The organism is Variovorax robiniae (assembly GCF_037889955.1).
Classification (GTDB): Bacteria; Pseudomonadota; Gammaproteobacteria; order Burkholderiales; family Burkholderiaceae_C; genus Variovorax; species Variovorax robiniae.
On the sequence record NZ_JBBKZS010000010.1, the window covers coordinates 79,768 to 96,092 of the forward strand.

Annotated in this window: 12 protein-coding genes; 2 read left to right on the forward strand and 10 right to left on the reverse strand. The window is 68.0% G+C overall.

What is annotated here, in order from left to right; genetic code table 11:
* Position 1: 1 nt before the first annotated feature.
* The 9 genes from WKW79_RS22240 to WKW79_RS22280 form a co-directional block, all read right to left on the reverse strand.
* Positions 2-1,624: a 3-(methylthio)propionyl-CoA ligase gene (locus WKW79_RS22240; protein ID WP_340337386.1), complete on the reverse strand. Its 1,623-nt coding sequence runs from the start codon at positions 1,622-1,624 to the stop codon at positions 2-4.
* Between the two features lie 50 nt (positions 1,625-1,674).
* Entirely contained in the window at positions 1,675-3,036 is a 1,362-nt protein-coding gene (locus tag WKW79_RS22245; protein ID WP_340337387.1) for an MFS transporter, read from the reverse strand.
* A 15-nt stretch (positions 3,037-3,051) separates the two neighbouring features.
* Positions 3,052-4,023, reverse strand: a complete 972-nt coding sequence (locus WKW79_RS22250; RefSeq protein ID WP_340337388.1) for a quinone oxidoreductase family protein — start codon at positions 4,021-4,023, stop codon at positions 3,052-3,054.
* A 24-nt stretch (positions 4,024-4,047) separates the two neighbouring features.
* Complete coding sequence (locus WKW79_RS22255; protein ID WP_340337389.1) at positions 4,048-4,692, reverse strand: RBBP9/YdeN family alpha/beta hydrolase; 645 nt, start codon at positions 4,690-4,692, stop codon at positions 4,048-4,050.
* A 2-nt stretch (positions 4,693-4,694) separates the two neighbouring features.
* Complete coding sequence (locus WKW79_RS22260; RefSeq protein WP_340337390.1) at positions 4,695-5,753, reverse strand: beta-keto acid cleavage family enzyme; 1,059 nt, start codon at positions 5,751-5,753, stop codon at positions 4,695-4,697.
* 43 nt (positions 5,754-5,796) lie between these two features.
* Positions 5,797-6,645: a TauD/TfdA dioxygenase family protein gene (locus WKW79_RS22265; RefSeq protein ID WP_340337500.1), complete on the reverse strand. Its 849-nt coding sequence runs from the start codon at positions 6,643-6,645 to the stop codon at positions 5,797-5,799.
* Positions 6,646-6,926: 281 nt separating this feature from the next.
* Positions 6,927-9,617: a winged helix-turn-helix domain-containing protein gene (locus tag WKW79_RS22270; protein WP_340337391.1), complete on the reverse strand. Its 2,691-nt coding sequence runs from the start codon at positions 9,615-9,617 to the stop codon at positions 6,927-6,929.
* 42 nt (positions 9,618-9,659) lie between these two features.
* Positions 9,660-11,399, reverse strand: coding sequence for a SulP family inorganic anion transporter (locus tag WKW79_RS22275; RefSeq protein ID WP_422823943.1), 1,740 nt, complete (start codon positions 11,397-11,399; stop codon positions 9,660-9,662).
* A gap of 19 nt (positions 11,400-11,418) precedes the next feature.
* Entirely contained in the window at positions 11,419-12,135 is a 717-nt protein-coding gene (locus WKW79_RS22280) for a lipid-binding SYLF domain-containing protein (RefSeq protein ID WP_340337392.1), read from the reverse strand.
* Between the two features lie 493 nt (positions 12,136-12,628).
* Between WKW79_RS22280 and WKW79_RS22285 the strand changes: the two genes are divergently transcribed.
* Together WKW79_RS22285 and WKW79_RS22290 are read left to right on the forward strand one after the other, a co-directional pair.
* Positions 12,629-12,811 (forward strand): DUF1016 N-terminal domain-containing protein, encoded by a 183-nt coding sequence (locus tag WKW79_RS22285; protein WP_340337393.1) that lies wholly within the window; start codon positions 12,629-12,631, stop codon positions 12,809-12,811.
* A 12-nt stretch (positions 12,812-12,823) separates the two neighbouring features.
* Positions 12,824-13,684, forward strand: coding sequence for a PDDEXK nuclease domain-containing protein (locus tag WKW79_RS22290; RefSeq protein WP_340337502.1), 861 nt, complete (start codon positions 12,824-12,826; stop codon positions 13,682-13,684).
* 176 nt (positions 13,685-13,860) lie between these two features.
* Here the strand turns inward: WKW79_RS22290 and WKW79_RS22295 are convergent, their stop codons facing one another.
* The gene (locus WKW79_RS22295; RefSeq protein ID WP_340337394.1) at positions 13,861-16,323 is read right to left on the reverse strand and encodes an efflux RND transporter permease subunit; all 2,463 of its coding nucleotides are present in this window, start codon (positions 16,321-16,323) and stop codon (positions 13,861-13,863) included.
* Between the last annotated feature and the right edge of the window lie 2 nt (positions 16,324-16,325).

The following is a 16,325-nucleotide window of genomic DNA, read 5'->3' on the forward strand; positions in this document are numbered from 1 at the left end:
TTCAGGCTGCAACGAGCAGGTGGTCTTGATGGGCATCGCGCAGGATATTCTTCTGCACCTTGCCCGTGGCGCCCAGCGGAATGCTGTCGACGAACACCACGTCGTCCGGCGTCCACCACTTGGCGATCTTTCCGTCGTAGAAGGCCAGCAGTTCGTCGCGGGTGAGTTCCGTGCCCTGCTTCTTCACCACCACCAGCAGCGGGCGCTCGTCCCACTTGGCGTGGCGCGCGGCAATGCAGGCCGCCATGGCCACGCCCGGATGGGCCATGGCGATGTTCTCCAGGTCGATGGAACCGATCCACTCGCCGCCGGACTTGATCACGTCCTTGCTGCGGTCGGTGATCTGCATGAAGCCTTCAGGGTCGATGGTCGAGACGTCGCCCGTCGGGAACCAGCCGTTCACCAGCGGGCTGCCGCCCTTGAAGTACTCGGAGATGATCCACGGGCCACGCACCATCAGCTCGCCGGCCGCCTTGCCGTCGTGCGGCAGCTCGGCGCCGTTCTCGTCCACGATCTTCATGTCGACGCCGAACACGGCGCGCCCCTGTTTGGACTGGATGGCGATGCGCTCGTCCGCGCCCAGCTTCAGGTGCGAGGGCTTGAGCTTGCAGGCCGTGCCCAGCGGGCTCATCTCGGTCATGCCCCAGGCGTGCAGCACGTTGACGTCGTAGCGGTCCTGGAAGGTGCGCATCATGGCCGGCGGGCAGGCCGAGCCGCCGATGATGGTGCGGCGCATGGTGCTGAATTCGAGGCCGTTGCTCTCCACGTGGGTGAGCAGCCCTTGCCACACCGTGGGCACGCCGGCCGAGACGGTCACGCCTTCGGCTTCGAACAGGTCGTGCAGCGACTTGCCGTCCAGCCACGGGCCCGGGAACACCAGCTTGGCACCGACCATGCACGCGACGTACGGCAGGCCCCAGGCGTTGACGTGGAACATCGGCACGACCGGCAGGATGACGTCGCTGGCCGAGCAGTTCAGCCCATCAGGCAGGGCTGCTGCATAGGTGTGCAACATGGTCGAGCGGTGGCTGTAGAGCGCGCCCTTGGGGTTGCCCGTGGTGCCCGAGGTGTAGCAAAGCGACGAGGCGGCCTTTTCGTCGAACACCGGCCAGCGGAAGTCGGACGAGTGGTCGGCCATCAGTTCCTCGTAGCACAGCAGGTTCGGCACCTTCGAGTTGGCCGGCATGTGCGCGCGGTCGGTCATCGCGACGAAAGCCTTGATGGTCTTGACGCGCGAAGCGATGGCTTCGATCAGCGGCAGGAAGGTCAGGTCGAAGAACAGGATTTCGTCTTCCGCATGGTCGGCGATCCACACCACCTGGTCCGGATGCAGGCGCGGGTTGAGCGTGTGCAGCACGGCGCCCGAACCCGAAGCCGCGTAGTACAGCTCCATGTGGCGATAGCCGTTCCAGGCCAGCGTGGCGACGCGGTCGCCCTTTTCGATGCCGCGGGCTGCCAGCGCGTTGGCCATGCGGCGGGCACGCTGGGCGAGTTCGCGATAGGTCGTGCGATGCACGTCGCCTTCGACGCGGCGCGAGACGATTTCCTGGTTGCCGTGGTGGCGTTCGGCGTGGGTGAGCAAGGTCGAGATCAGCAGGGGCTGATCCATCATCAATCCGTTCATTTCAGTTCTTCCGATTCAAAAAATAGTTCAGGGGATGTCGGGCAATGCGCTCACGCGAGCGCGCTGTTTGCAGCAGGGGGTTCGAGGGCGGCCTGTTCTTCCTTCAGCGTCTGGCCGACACGCTCCAGGTCCGGTTCATAGCTGCGCGAGGCGCGCAGGAAGGCCCAGCCGGCCACGACGGCGAAGAGCGGCATGGCGGTCAGCGCCTGCTCCAGCGTCCATGCGTCCGAGAGGATGCCGGCGATGAAGGGCCCGGCCGCCAGGCCGAACAGGTTCTGGAACAGCGCCAGCACCGAGGCGCCGGTGGCGCGGATGCCGGGGTGGATCACGTCGATCACCACGGCCGAGACCGGGCCGACCGTGCAGGTCATCAGGAAGCCGCCGAGGATGACGAGCAGGAACTGGGCTTGCGCCGTCATCGCGATGCCGAAGCGCGGCGCACCGAAGGCGGTCACCAGCACGGCCAGCGAGGCGATGCAGAGGAAGGCCATGGCCAGGAGCTTGGCACGCGGACGGCGACGGCCGGCGCGGTCGATCAAGGCGCCCCACACCACGCTGCCGACGGCCCCGCTCAGCACCACCATGGCGGCGCTGATGGCCGCGCGGTCCGGCGCCATGCCATGCACGCGGTTGAGGTAGCTGGGCAGCCAGGCCCAGACGGCCGAGACCACGATCAGTTGTGCCGAGCCGCCGATGCACACCCACAGCATGGTGCGCGAGCGCGTCAGTGCCTGCACGATGGCGCGCACGACGCTGCCGGTGGAACGGGTGGCCCGGTCGAGGCGCGGCGTGAGGTCCACGGTGCGGTAGTCACGCACCTTCGAGTAGACCAGTGCCAGCACCAGACCCGGGATGCCCACCACGCCGAAGGCGGCTTGCCAGCCCCAGCGTGCGGCGATGAGGCCGCCCAGCATGACGCCCATCACCGAGCCCACCGAGGCCGCGGCAAAGAAGCCCGCCAGCAGCGCCCCACGCATGCGCGCCGGGAAGTGGCTCGCGATCAGCGCCGAGCCAACGGCGCCGTAACCCGCCTCGCCCAACCCGACCACGGCACGCGCTGCCAGCAGTTGGCTGTAGTTGCGCGTGAACATGCAGGAGATGGTGGCCAGGCTCCAGGTCGTCGCCATCACGACGATGCTCTTGACCCGGCTGCCGCGGTCGGCAAAGAGCGCGATCGGCAAGGCGGCGAGCGCCACCGTCACCGACACCACCGACACCAGGGCGCCGAGTTGCTTGTCCGACAGTCCCCACGCCTCCTTGAGGTGCGGGAAGAGCGAGACGATGACCTGCCGGTCGATGTAGTCGACCATCATCAGTGCGATGGTCATCGCGAAGGCGAACCAGGCCTGGCGCGGGCCGAACAGGTAGCTGTCGGCGTCGGCCTTCTTCGCCGTGAGTGCGTGCATGTCCATGGTGGCTCCGCTTCTTCAGGGAACCAGCACGGTCGCGCCGGTGGTCTTGCGCGATTCGAGCGCGCGGTGCGCGTCTGCCGCATCGGCCAGCGCAAAGCTCTGGCGCGGCTCGCTCACGATATTGCCGGCCAGCACGTGGCCGAACAGCTCTTCGGCCATGCTCAGCATGTGCGCGCGCGGCTGGATGTAATGCATCATCGCGGGGCGCGTCATCCACAGCGATCCCTTGGCGGCCAGCAGCATCGAGTCGATCACCACGGGGCCGGAACTGGTGCCGTTGCTCACCAGCGTGCCACGCGGCGACAGGCTGTCGAGCGAGGCCATCAGCGTGTCCTTGCCCACCGAGTCGTAGACCACGGGCACGCCCTTGCCATCGGTGAGTTCGCGCACGCGCTCGGCGATGTTCTCGCGGGTGGTGACGATGGTGTGCGTGCAGCCGTTGGCCTTGGCGATCTCGGCCTTCTCGTCGGAGCTGACCGTGCCGATCATCGTCACGCCCAGGGCACGCGCCCACTGGCAGGCGATGAGGCCCACGCCGCCGGCGGCCGCGTGGTACAGGATGGTCTCGCCGCCCTTGAGCGGATAGACCTGGCGGAACAGGTATTGCGCCGTCATGCCCTTCATCATGAGCGTCGAGGCGGTGCGATCCGACACGCCATCGGGCAGCGGGATCAGCACCTCGGCCGGCATTACGCGCACTTGCGAATAGGAACCCTGCGGGCCGATGAGGTAGCCCACGCGGTCGCCCACGCGGATGTCGGTCACGCCGGGGCCGACGGCCTCGACCACGCCCACGGCATCGGAGCCCAGCCCGTTCGGGCGCGGCAGCGGATAGAGGCCGGTGCGGAAGTAGATGTCGATGAAGTTGACGGCGATGGACGTGTGGCGGACGCGCGCCTGGCCGGGTCCCGGCTCGCCGACGTCGACGTCTTCCAGCTTCAGGACTTCCGGACCGCCGGTTTCATAGATGCGAATGGCTTTGGACATTGGTGTGTCTCCTTGTTGTGTGTTTCAGATGTCGGCGGGCTGGGTGCAGGCCGTCAGCGCCGGGTCGGCGCTCGTGCTGTCGTCGCACGTTCCGCGCGACAGCGCGGCGATGAAGGCCTCGGCCAGCGGCCATGCGCCGTAGCCGGAGGCCGGGTTCAGATGGCCGACAGCGCCCAGGTCGTACAGGCGGCTGCCCCAATCCTTGGCCAGGTCGGCCACGCGCTCGAACTTCGCGAGCGGGTCGTTCTGGCTGGCGGTGACGATGTTCGGGAAGGGCAGGCGCTCGCGCGGCACCGACAGCCAGCCGCCTTCGCGCAAGGCTTGCAGCGAGGGGTAGCCCTCCGGCATTTCTTGCTCAAAGTCCGGCGGGCAGGCCATCAGGGCACCGTGCACGGCGCGCGTGGTCTGGCGCGCCCAGTGGGCGACCATCACGCAACCGCCGCTGTGCGCGACGATGATCAGCGGACCATCGATGGCCTGTGCCTCGCGCTCGATGGCGGCGACTTTCGTCGCGCAGTCGAGGTCGGCGCGGCCCATCGGCGGCACGGTACGGACCTTGCGTCCGCGCGCCTCGAGATCGGCGGCCAGCAGCGTCTGCCAGTGCGCGTCTACATGATCGCGCAGGCCGGGGACGATGAGGACCGTCGGCAGGATTGCTGCGTCAGTCATCTTCAAGCAGCCTTGCGCAGGAAGCCCTGATGGGCGCCGTTGCGGTTGGGCGCGAAGCCATTGGCCAGCAGTGACTCCTCCACGGTGTCGTAGAACACGCCGATCTTGCTGATCTCGCGCGCCTGCTGCGCGGTGGCCACCGGGCGGCCGAACTCGCGCGAGATGCGCACCAGCTGCTCGACCTGCTCGACCGTGCTCATCTTCTGCGTGCGGGCCTGGTTCCACAGGTTGTCCTCGATGCCGCAGCGCACGTGCAGGCCCATCGCGATGCCCATCATGTTGACCGGCAGCACGTTGCGCATCGAGCTTTCAACGGTGAGCACCGCACCGTCCGGCGTGGCACGCACGAAGTTCGCGAGGTTGTAGATGTTCGGCTGGTCCATTCCGCCGCTGATGGCGACCCAGTTCATGACCAGCGGGCCCTTGTAGACGCCACGGCGCATCAGGCGCTCGACCGACTCGAAGCTGTTGATGTTGTAGCACTGGAAGGCGCTCTGGATGCCCGCGTCGTTGAGGCGGCGGATGTGCTCCTCGGCCCAGCCCGGCTGCGCCGGCACGGTCATTTCCTTGTAGGCATTGAAGACCGCCGGGTCTTCCATCGACGTGCCCTTGTAGTCCTCGTATTCCCAGTGCTCCACCACGTTCATCTGCGAGGTGTTGATGGTCACGGTGACCTGGTCGGGCTTGGGGTCCAGCTCGGCCAGCATGTGGCGCGTGTCGTCGGACAGCCACTTGGCGGCGGCGCCTTCGGACTCGGGTGCGAAGCTGATGGAGCCGCCGACCTGGATGATCATTTCCGGCACGGCGTTGCGCACGCCGGCGATCAGTTCATTGAACTTCGACAGGCGCTTGCTGCCCTTGCCGTCGAGTTCGCGCACATGCAGGTGCAGCACGGTGGCGCCGGCGTTGTAGCAGTCGACCGCCTTCTGGATCTGCTGCTCGATCGTGACGGGAATGTCCTCGGGGAAATCGGAGGGCACCCACGACGGCGCATAAGGGGCGGCCGTGATGATCAGGGGTTGCTGGTTTTCGGGATAGAGCGAGCCGTCGAGAAAGTTCATTTGAATGCCTCTTGGAAATAGTTGCTAGGTGGAAGGGGCCGGATCAGAACGTTGCTTCGCCGACGATGCCGGCGCGTTCCATCTTTCGGTGGCAGGGCGGGTAGTCCATGACCGCGTAGTGCTGGGTGCTGCGGTTGTCCCAGAAGGCCATGCTGTTCTTCTTCCAGCGGAAGCGGACCTGGTACTCGGGAACGGCGGCCTGCTCGATCAGGTAGCCCAGCAGGTCGCGGCCGGCCGAGGTGTAGTCCTGGCCGAAGCGCACGTGCTCCGGCGTGTGGAAGTTGGTGAAGTGCGTGGTGAAGGCGTTGACGAAAAGAACCTTCTCGTGGGTTTCCGGATGGGTGCGCACCACGGGGTGCTCGGCATCGGGGAACTGGGCATGCAGTGCCAGGCGCTTCTCGATCGGCATGGCGGCGCCGAAGCTGGCCTCGATGCTGTGGCGGGCGCGCAGGCTGGCGATCTTCTGCTTGACGTCTTCCGGCAGGCGGTTGTAGGCCTCGACCATGTTGACCCAGATGGTGTCGCCGCCGACCGGCGGGCATTCCACGCAGCGCAGCACGCAGCCGAAGGGCGGCTTCTCGCGCCAGGTGGCGTCGGTGTGGAAGGCGTTCTCGTAGCGGTCGTTGGGTGTCTCGGGCGACTTGTAGATGCGCACCAGGCCCGGGTGGTCCGGGTCGCTGCCGGCGACGGGGTGGTCTTCCAGGTCGCCGAAGTGGCGGGCGAAGGTGACGTGCTCGGCGCGCGTGATGTCCTGGTCGCGGAAGAAGAGCACGCGGTGCTTGAGCAGCAGGCCGCGGATCTCGGCCACCGTCTCGGGGTCGCGCGAGGCGGCGCCGAGGTCGACGTTGGACAGTTCGGCGCCGATGGTGCAGGTGAGTTGTTCGACCTTGATCGAGGTCTTCAGGGCGGCGGCCGAAACGACGGCGGGAGCGGCGGGGGCGGCGGGGGCGCTTTGCGCGAAGGTTGTGTTCATGTCTTGTCTCCGTTCTGGGAGGCCGGCCTCTTCCGCCGGCCCCTTCGTTGATAGGGTGGCCGCCTTCGCGACCTTGCAGGCTGAAGAATAGGATTCGGGACGGCTTCGCCCCCCCTCCTTGGCGGAGGGGGAAAGCGTCGTTTTCGGAGGGGACGGAGGGGCCGGAGGGCCCTCCCTGGCCCGGCGCCAGGGTGTGGAACTCAGGTCGGCTGGATCAGGCCCAGAATCCTGGCACGCACGACCACCTCCTTGCGCGTGCCCGCATCCAGCTTGCCCAGCAGGTTCTTCACGTGCCATTTGATCGTGGTCTCACCCACCTGCATGGCACGCCCGATTTCCTTGTTGGAGAGATTGCGCGCCAGCATGTCCAGCACCTCGCGCTCCTTGGGCGTGAGCACCGCGCCGCGCGCCGCGTCGTGCCGCGAGGCCTCGCGTTCGGGCCGGGGCGCGACGGCCACGGCCGGCGCCGGCAAGGGCATTCCCAGGCCGGGCACGCCCGTCCGACCGGCGACCGCACGCGCCCATTGCCCCACGTCCGGATGGGCATCGTCGAACACGCGCACCAGGCCGTAGCCGGCGGCCAGGTCCAGGGCTTCCCGCATCAGCGCCGCGGCCTCGGTCTCGCCGCAGCGGTCCAACGCATAGGCCCGCAGCGCGAGCAGTTCGATGTGAAGCCGCTCCTGGCGGATCTCGCGGGCGATCGCTTCGGCCCGCGCGAGCGGCTCGAGCGCGCCGCGCCAGTCCTGTGCGGCAATGGCCGTGTAGCCCTGCGCCAGTCCGCGCAGGGCGGCCACGCTGCGCCGCCACAACCGGCCGGACGGCAGCTCGTCGCCGTCCATCATCGCGTCGATGTGCTCGCACAGCGTGCGGCAGGTCTGAGCGCGGTAGCGGCGCGCGTGCATGCGCACCTGCTCCACCAGGCTCGCGACACGCAGGCGCGGCAGCGCGCGGGCCGTGCCGACGGCGTCCAGCCCGGCCAGCAACTCCATGGCACGGTGCTCGGCGCCTTCGGCCATCGCCATGCGCGCCATGGTGCGGTAGGCGAGCAGCAGCGCTTCGGGCAGTCCGCCGTGCTCTAGCACGTCGAGCCGGTCGGCCAGCAGCGCAGCGGCATCGGCCGGCCGGCCACGCTCCCAGACCGCCGACGCCAACAGGGCCGCCAGCATGCAACCCAGCTTGCTGCGCCGGCCCAGGTCGGCCTCGGCGCTGGCCAGCGCGGGCTGCAACAGGCTCTCGGCCAGTTGCACCTGCCCTTCCCAGAGGTAGCTGAGGCCGATGATGAGTTCCCCCCAGCGCCCCACATAACCCCTGCCGCTGCCGAAGTCGCCACGCGGCGACTGCTGCTGCCGCAGACGGGCCAGAGCCGGGTCGCCTTCCAGCAGGCTGCGGTAGGCCCTTCGGTTGGCATGCACCTGCAGCAGCAGCGGATCGCGCAGCGGCGGCGACTCGGCCCAGGGGTCGTGCAGCGCCGCGAAAAGATCCGGGTCGTCGGCGAACACGGCGGCGCCGCTGAGGATGAGCGCGCATTCGCAGCGCAGGGCATCGTTCACGCCGGGCTGCGCCAGGATGCGCTCGACGTAGCGGCCGGCATCCTCGTGCCGCTCGCTGGCCGCGAGCGTCCACGCGACGGCCAGCAGCACGCGCGGCCGGCGGTCGAGCTCGGCCGCCGGCAACTGGTTCAGCCATTCGAGCACCACGCCCTGGTGCCCGTGCGCCATGATGGATTCGTAGAGGCTGCGCTCGGTCAGCTCGTAGGCCTTTTCGTTCTGGCCCGCGATGAGCGCATGGCGCGCGGCCTGTTCGAGCTGCCCGCGCTCGGCCAGCCAGGCGGCGGCCCGCGCATGTGCCTCGGCCTGCTGCGGCGCCGCCAGTCCGGCGAAGGCCTGGCGCAGGACGTCGCGCACCAGCATGTGCATGCGCAGCCACTCGCCCCGCTCGGAGGCCACGAAGATGGGCGTGTCGCGACCGAGCCTGGCGAGCCGCTCGGCGGCATCGTCGGCTTGCGCGACGGCGCGGCACAGTTCGGGATGGAGGTTGTCGAGGATCGCGATGCGTGTCACGAAATCGCGGTCGTCGGGCTCCAGCTTGGCCAGCAGCAAGGCCGGGATGTGGTCGCGCAGCGCGCCGCCGAGCGCGGCCATGCCGTCCACGTCGGCCCGCGCATCGACGCCGCGTGCGATCACCGTCATCGCCAGCTGCACACCCAGCGGCCAGCCCTCGGTCATGTCGTGCAGGCGGGCGGCGGTGTCGTTGTCCACCCGCGCGCCGAAGCGCCCGTGCACCAGCTCCAGCGTCTCGTTGAGGCGCAAGCGCAGCATCGCCGGATCCACCACCACGCACTGGCCGTAGGCGATGAGGTCGTCGATGTCCAGGTGGCAATCCGGCCGCGCGGCGATCACCGTGCGCAGGTTGGGCGGCGCGTTGCGCAGCAGGTAGGCCAGCGCCTCGCGCGAGGCCGGCGGCAGGCGGTTGGCCTCGTCGATGAACAGCACCACGTCGAGCGCGGTCTGGGCCAGTTCGGCCAGCCAGATGGTGATGCCCTCCAGGCCCTCCGGCGCCACCGCGTCGAGCAGCAGATGGCCGAAGCTCGGCCGCCCTGCCCCCTGCCGCACCGCCAGCGCCAGGGCCTGGGCCAGCCGTCCGGGGTTGTCCCGTGCCTGGGCGGTCAGCCAGGCGACGACGACGCCATGCGACAGGTGCTCCAGCCGCCACTGCGCCAGCAAGGAGGTCTTGCCGAAGCCGGCCGGCGCCTGGATCAGGATGGCCGGAAAACCGTGGAAGGCGGCATCGCTGGCCAGCAGGCGCGGGCGCGAGATCAGCTGCCGCTGCACGCGCGGGGGCGACACCTTCAGCAGCAGGTCGTCGTTGGCACTGCCGGCTTCGCGTGTCACGGGGGTATGCGGTGTTGGCGTCGGGGAGGCGGGGCAGGCAGTCTACTGCGGCACCGTGCCGACAGGCGTACGCACCGGCTCCTCGTCCCAGTCCCGCCATGCGACCGGGTGGCTGCGCAGGTAGGCCTTCACGGCCTCGCCCACGGTCGGGTGGAAGGTCTCGGCGCCGAAGCGGGCGAACAGGCCGAAGCGCTTGAGCTTGTCCTTGACCGGGTCCTTCATCTCGGCAAAGCACAGCTCAATGCCGCGCGCCTGCAAGCTGTCGTCCAGTTCCGCCACGATGTCGGCGGCCGTCACGTCCACGCTGGTCACGGGCTCTGCCGCGACCACCACCCATTGCGCGGCCGTGGGCGAATCCTCCACCGCCGCCAGCACCCGGTCGCGGAACAGTTCCGCGTTGGCGAAGAAGAGGGGCGCATCCCAGCGGAACAGCACCAGCCCCGGCACGCGATGCGCCTGCGGATACCGCCCGATATCGTGGTAGCCCTTGAGGCCATCCACGCGCCCCAGCACCGCCGAATGCGGGCGCCAGCCGTCCCACAGGAACTCGATCACCGCCAGGCCCACGGCAATGCCGATGCCGGGAATCGCGCCGAACAGTGCCACGCCAGCGAAGCACACCAGCGAGAGCCAGAACTCCCACGGCTGGATGCGATGGATGCGGCGCAGGTCGGCGATCACGATGAGCCCGAGCGCCGACGCAATCACCACTGCCGCCAGCGCTGCGCTCGGCAGGTGGCGCAGCAGGTTCGGCGCCGCCACCAGCAGCACCGCGATGGCGACGGCGCCGACGACGCCGGTGAGTTGCGTCCGTGAACCGGCCGCCTCGGCCACCGGGGTGCGCGAGGAACTGCTGCTGATCGGAAAGCCCTGGAAGAAGCCGGCCGCGAAGTTTGCCGCGCCCAGGCCCACCATCTCCTGGTTGGGATCCACGCGCGTGTTCAGCCGCGCCGCGTAGACGCGCGAGAGCACGCTGGTGTCGGCGAAGGACACCAGCGCCACCGCCAAGCCACCGAGCAGCACCGGCTCCAGGTCGCTGATGCCGATGAGCGGCAACGAAGGCGCCGGCAAGCCCTGCGGCAGCGGGCCGAGCACCGCAACGCCGAAGCGCTCCAGCCCGAAGAAGCCGACCACCAGCGTCGCCGCCACCACACCCACCAGCACGGCCGGCACGCGCGGCAACTTTTGCAGCAACAGGATGAGCACCAGCGTCACGCCGCCGATCGCCAGGCTCGGGCCGTGGGTCTTGCCGGCCAGCACGCCCTCCCCCAAGGCCCAGGCCTGCCGCAGCGGACCTTCGCCCTCCACCTTGAAGCCGAACAACTTTGGCAACTGGCTCAGCAGTACCGTGAGCGCGATGCCGTTCATGTAGCCGTAGCGGATCGGCTTGGACAGCAGTTCGGTCACGAAGCCGAGCCGTGCAAGGCCAGCCGCAATGCAGACGAGTCCGGAGACGACGGCCATTGCGCTCGCCAGTGCAATGGCACGCGCCGGATCGCCCGCCGAAAGCGGCAGCACCACCGACAGGATCACCGCGGCGAGCGCGGAATCGGGCCCCAGCACCAGGATGCGGCTCGGGCCGAACAGCGCATAGACCAAGAGCGGCACGATGGTCGCGTAGAGCCCGTAGATGCCGCCCACGCCCGATGCCTCGGCATAGGCGATGCCCACCGGCACCAGCATCGTGGTGAGCACCAGGCCCGCGACGATGTCATGGCGCAGCCAGGCAGGGTCGTAGTCGCGCAGCGTGCGCAGACCGGGAAGCCATCGAAGCCAGGTCAAGCCGATGGGGTTCAGGACTTCATCTCGCCCATTCGCTGAGGCCGTTGGCGCGCAGCCGCTTCACGCTGGCCTGCAAGCCCTGCGCGGCAGGACTGCTGACCTGGGGATCGAACAGGATCGCCAATGGCGTGGCCGGCTTGCCGTAGTAGGCGTCGTTGAGCGACTGGCGCGCGGCGAGCACGGAGCCATCGATGGCGAGCCCGAAGAACGCGCCCTTGTCCGTGGAATACGCGAGGTAGTCCGTGGTCCCGTTCGCGCCGACGTTCATGCCCTGGTTCCAGAAGGCGAAGGATGCCTCGCCGCCGAACTTGAGCGCCGCCGGGTTGTTGTAGAGCGCGTTGAGTGCGTTTTGCGTGTTGATCAGCACGACCAGGTCGCCCCATGTCGCGCCGAGCTGAAGCCCCAGGCTCGCGGTGGAGAGCGTGTAGAACGCCGGCCCGCGCCACTCGTTGTTGGTCTTCTGGTCGCGCACCAGCAGCACGCCGGTGCCGCCGGCGCCGGCAAGCACGAAGCCCGCCTTGATGATCCGCGGAAAGACCAGGATGCCCCGGCTCTGGGCCACGGCAGCGATGAAGCCGTCGATGTCCTGCCGACGGGCGAAGGCGTCGACTGTGGCCTGGGCCTGGGCGACCAAAGCCTGCGCATCCTCCGGCACGGCCGCCCGCGAAGGCCCGCTCACCGTGGCAAGTCCGGCGGCCCCGGTGGCCAGCATGAAGTTCCTGCGTGACTTGTCCATGGACGCTCCTCCACGCCAAAGGCGCTGCGAAGCATTGTGCGCGGGCCAGGCGCATCGTGCATTGATTTGCATCAAAGGGCGATGACCGCGCGCCAGCTGAGAAATGTGACGAAGTACAGCACCGTCATGGCGAGATAGACCAGCACCAGCATCTGCGTTCAGGCCTTGTGCACCACGATGTTGGTCGCGGCCTCGATGCCGGCGCGGCGAGCCGAAGTTCAGCACATGCTGGTTGCGCGCGATGACCAGTCGCTCGGGGCTGCCTTCGTTGCTGCCCGCAGCGATCTGGCGCATCGCATTGACTCGCGTCATCGTGGTCAACACGCGTGGTGAAGTGAGGTAGATTTGCGATCTGCTCGCGAGTGACGCCAGCTTCGAACCAACCACAAATGCTTGGCGCCAACGCATCGAACTTCGAACATCTCAAGGCGCACGATCAGCAGCCCGTGCGCCTCGGGATGCTCGCCGAGCGGTACTTTGCCGAGACCCAGGCATGAATGAGTTGACGACGTCCGAGGCGGGCACTCCGCCGGATAACCTTCATGCTGAGCTGAGAGCGTTGATCGCGGCCAGCCGCCAGCGCTTGGCCGGCGCGGTGAATGCCGAGCTGACCCGCCTGTACTGGACCGTTGGTCAGCGTTTGGCCTCCGAGGTGCTCGGTGGCGAGCGTGCGTAATATGGCGGCCAGATCATGGCCAGGCTCGGACAGCGTTTGGCCGAAGAATTCGGACGTGGTTTCGAGGCCAAGAACCTTCGCCGCATGGTGCAGTTCACCCAAGCCTTCCCCGACGCGGAGAAAGTCGCATCACTGATGCGTCAATTGAGCTGGACGCACTTCCTGCAGCTCATCCCGGTCAAAGCCGAAGCTGCACGCTGGTTTTACGCGCAGCAGTGCGTGGAAGCACGCTGGAGCGTACGCGAGTTGCACCGCCAGATCGAACGGAAGGCCTACGAACGCAGCGAGATTGCCAATGCCCAGGCAACCGGGTTGCCGTCATCCGCCGATGCGACGCCCGCGCAGGTCTTCAAGGACCCGTACTTTCTGGACTTCCTGGGCTTGCGCCAAGGCCATGACGAGGCCGATCTGGAGGCGGCCATCCTGCGCCAGTTGGAGGCGTTCATCCTGGAACTGGGGCGCGGCTTCGCTTTCGTCGAACGGCAAAAGCGCCTGGTGATCGACGGCGAGGACTTCTACCTTGACCTGTTGTTCTTCCACCGTCGGCTGCGCCGGCTGGTGGCCATCGAACTCAAGCTCGGTCGCTTCAAGGCCGCTCACAAGGGCCAGATGGAGCTGTACCTCAAGTGGCTGGACAAATACGAACGCCAGGTGGGTGAAGAAGCGCCCATCGGCCTGATCCTGTGCGCGGAATCGAGCCGCGAGCAGGTGGAACTGTTGCAGATGCACAAGGACGGAATCACCGTGGCCGAGTACTGGACGGAGTTGCCGCCCAAGGCGGAGTTGGAGCGACAACTGCATGCGGCGCTGTTGGAAGCGCGGGAACGGTTGGCGCGGCGAGGCGTCTTGTTGGAGGGGCGAGGCGATGAGTGACCGGGCCTCAAGTTGGGCGACGTGTCCCAGGCCCCCCGCCGATGCACCGGCCACCGTCCTGCTGGCACGCATTGCTGATCATCAGCGCAGTTCAAGAACCCCAGCCACCGGGAGCCACGCACCCCACCGTGGCAGCCCACCCAACGAGACCCGATAGCAGCAAAAAACCTTCGGCATCACGCTTGCGACGCGGCAGTCGACACGAGCGCCGGCGCTTCAGCAATCGCCTGCTGCGCCGCCGCCTTGGGCCGCAGCAGGAAGTGCGACAGCGCCGGGATCAGCAGCACCGCCCCCACCATGTTCCAGATGAACATGAAAGCCAGCAGGATGCCCATGTCCGCCTGGAACTTGATCGGCGACAGCGCCCAGGTCAGCACGCCCGCGGCCAGCGTGACGCCCACCAGCGCGACCACCTTGCCAGTGAAGCGCAGGGCCGAGCCATAGGCTTCGGCGAGCGACTTGCCGGTCCGTTGCTCCGCCAGCTGCACGCTCAGCAGGTACAGCGCATAGTCCACGCCGATGCCCACGCCCAGCGCGATCACCGGCAGCGTCGCCACCTTCACGCCGATGCCGAGCCAGACCATCAGCGCCTCGCACATCACCGAGGTGATGACCAGCGGCACCAGGGCCACGATCACCGCGCGCCAGCTGCGGAAGGTGACGAAGCACAGCACCGTCACGGCCAGGTAGACCAGCACCAGCATCTGCGTCCAGGCCTTGTGCACCACGATGTTGGTCGCGGCCTCGATGCCGGCGCCGCCGGCGGCGAGCAGGAACTGGCGTTCATCGTTGCTGTGCGCCTGCGCGAAGCCTGCGGCGGCCGCGACGACGCGGTCCAGCGTCTCGGCTCGGTGGTCGGACAGGTAGGCGATCACCGGCATCACCGAGCAGTCGGTGTTGAACAGTTCCGGGTTGTTCACGCTGGCCTGTTGCGCGCCGTAGTTCAGCACGTCCTGGTTGCGCGCGATGGTCAGCCACTTGGGACTGCCTTCGTTGCTGCCCGCGGTGATCTGGCGCACGGCATTGGTGAGCGACACGGTGGTCTGCACGCCCGGCACCTGTTGCAACGCCCAGGCGAGACGGTCGGCCTCCACCAGTGTCGCGTACTTGAGGCAGCCTTCCTTCGCGGTCTTGACGATCACCGCGAAGGTGTCGCTGGACAGCGAGTAGTTGGCCGTCACGTAGGCGTTGTCGCGGTTGTAGCGGGACTGGGGGCGAAGCTCCGGCGCGCCGGGGTCGAGGTCGCCGATCTTCAGGTGCGTGCTCACCACAAAGCCGCCCACCAGCAGGACCGCTGCCGAGACCACCGCGCCCAGCGCCCAGCGCCGCTCGGTGAAGCGCCCGAGCCAGGCGTAGACGCGGGCCTGTCCGCCGGACGCGTTGTCCGCGCGCAGGCTGCGCTGGGCCGCGGCCGGGCTCACGCCCAGGTACGACAGCAGCACTGGCAGCAGGATCAGGTTGGTGAAGATCAGCACGCCGACGCCGATGCTCGCGGTGAGCGCCAGGTCCTGGATGACGGGGATGTCGATCACCATCAGCACGGCAAAGCCCACCACGTCGGCCACCAGCGCCGTCAGCCCCGCGAGGAACAGGCGGCGGAAGGTGAAGCGGGCCGCGACCAGCCGGTGCGCGCCGCGGCCGATGTCCTGCATGATCCCGTTCATCTTCTGCGCGCCATGCGAGACGCCGATCGCGAACACGAGGAAGGGCACCAGGATCGAATAGGGGTCAAGCTCGAAACCGAGCCCGGCCACCAGGCCCAGTTGCCACACCACGGCCACCAGCGAGCAGGCCACCACCAGCCCCGTGCTGCGCGTGCAGCGCGTGTAGAGGTAAATGATGATCGTCGCGACCAGCGCCGCGAGGCCGAAGTACAGCGCCACCTGGTAGAGCCCGTCGATCAGGTCACCGACCAGCTTGGCAAAGCCGACCGAATGCACGCGGATGCCTGAAGGTTGGCCGGAAGCTGTCACTTCATGACGTTCGCGCAAATGGTCCAGCGCATGCGACAGCGCGCGGTAGTCGATGCGTTGGCCGGTGGTGGGGTCCTGGTCCATCAGCGGCACGACGATCATGCTCGACTTGAAGTCGTTGCCGACCAGGCTGCCGACGAGGCCGGCGCGCGCGATGTTGCCGCGCAGCTGCTCGATGGTGCGTGCCGAGCCGTCGTAGTTGTCCGGCATCACCGGGCCGCCGCGGAAGCCTTCTTCCGTGATCTCGGTCCAGCGCACGCCGGGCGCCCACAGCGACTTCATCCAGGCACGGTCCACGCCGGGCGTCAGGAAGATCTCGTCCTGGATGCGCTTGAGCGCCTCGAGGTACTTCGGGCCGTAGATGTCACCGTCGGTGCTCTCGACCACGATGCGCAGCGAGTTGCCCAAGCCGCGCAGTTCGGTGCGGTTGTCCAGGTAGTTCTGGATGTACGGGTGGCTGCGCGGCATCATCTTCTCGAAGCTGGCGTTGAGGCTCAGCTTCGTCGTCGCGATGAAGCCCAGCACCAGCGTGACGAGCGCGCAGATGATGATGACCGCGAGGCGGTTGTTGAAGACCAGCCGCTCCAGGCGGGAGCCTGAGCGGGTGTCGAACTGTTCGAGCGAGCCGGGGGCGGCTCCCTCGACGGGTGTCGTGGGGGTGTGCATGT